Origin of the sequence: Microbacterium sp. Kw_RZR3 (assembly GCF_029222405.1) — a bacterium.
Classification (GTDB): Bacteria; Actinomycetota; Actinomycetes; order Actinomycetales; family Microbacteriaceae; genus Microbacterium.
The window spans coordinates 1-1,468 of sequence record NZ_JARHXC010000293.1 but is presented as its reverse complement, the minus strand read 5'-3'; the positions used below and the strand labels follow the sequence as shown (position 1 = coordinate 1,468).

Here is a 1,468-nt window from a genome sequence, read left to right as displayed (position 1 = left end):
CGTCTTCGCGCTCCCCTCACGCTAGGAACATCGCGCGGGCGGCACAGTGGCGCGAGTGACGGACTTCACACCGGGGAGTGTGCACGGTGCACGGGTGTGGTGCGGCGCGGGAATGCTGCGCGCTTCGTCGGGGGCACGGGGAGCGTAGCGGGGCGTAACACCACGCGCGCGTGCTGCGACGGCAGGCGGGCGGGGGCGCGGCGAGCGGTACCGCGCCCTCGCTCGATCACGATGTGACCGGATCCCACAGCCGGTGGTACGCGTTGACCGCCGGCTGACCTCCGAGGTGGACATGTACTTTGATCTCCCGGGCCACGGGCAGACACCTGCTGGTGAGGTGGCGAGCGCGGAGGACGTCGTGCTCGCGGTTGAGGCCGAAGTTCGCGAGCGGGTAGGTGATGAGCCGTTCGCCGTGCTCGGGAACTCGTTCGGCGGCATGATCGCCCGCCGAGTTGCGCACGACTTCCGACTCCAGGCTCTCGGGCTGGCGCTGATCGCACCCGTTTTCGTGTCCAACAAGTCACACAGGGCCGTCCCAGAGCGGACGGTCTTGTCATCCGACGCGTCGGTGTTGCGCGAACTTGGTGACGTTGCGCCCCAGTACGCCGACATGGCCGTGATGCACACGAACGACAAGGCGCAGGCTTTCCTAGAACATGCGCATCCTGGCCTCGCCGCGGCAGACCAAGACGCTTTGAATCGGATCTCCGAGCGATACGCGCTGTCGGCTGAGCCTGAGACTCTATCCCCAGAGCCATTCACGCAGCCGTCACTGTTTTTTACAGGACGGCAGGACCATGTGGTCGGCTGCGAAGACGCATGGGCAACGATTGAGCATTACCCGCGCGCCACCTTCGTCACCTTGGATACCGCCGGGCACAACGTCCATCTGGACCGATCGGGAGTCGTCCTCACACTGATCGGCGATTGGTTAGTACGCATGGCGGCTTCCTAGACGAGGCGCAACCCTAACGGTCTTACCCAACAGTCAAATCCAGCGCCTCGCGCATCAACGCGGTGCGCACTACGAAAAGCGTCGACCGCACGTGGCGCAAAACCGATCGTTTCCGGGCCGAGCTTGGTACGAACGAATAGTTCCGAGACGGGCGAGGAAGGCGTTTTCCGGAGAGCGCGGTGATCGATCTGAGCAACCACTCCATGCCGCTCGGGCAGATTGCCGCTCAGTCGGACCCGGATTACCGGTGACCACCGCTCCCTGCTGACTGAACTCAACGAACAGCAGGTCAGCATGGGTCTCGCCACCTACGACAGGGCAAAGAAGGAACGCGTATGAGCCATCCATGCGGCGGTTCCGCATCTTGGCCTTGAAGAATTGTTCGAGTAAGACTCGAGTCCCATCCCCGAAGTAGAGCCGGTACACCGATACTCGGATAAATCCGCGCTGCTGAATCGGCCTGACTTTCGTTCCGTTCTTCAAGCAAGGATGGAAGACGATGAACAGGAAGTA

General features: G+C 62.8%; 1 protein-coding gene. It reads left to right on the top strand.

The features are described from left to right. Positions 1–253 precede the first annotated feature (253 nt). Positions 254–955 (top strand): alpha/beta fold hydrolase, encoded by a 702-nt coding sequence (locus P2P98_RS16350; RefSeq protein ID WP_275801307.1) that lies wholly within the window; start codon positions 254–256, stop codon positions 953–955. Positions 956–1,468: the final 513 nt, after the last annotated feature.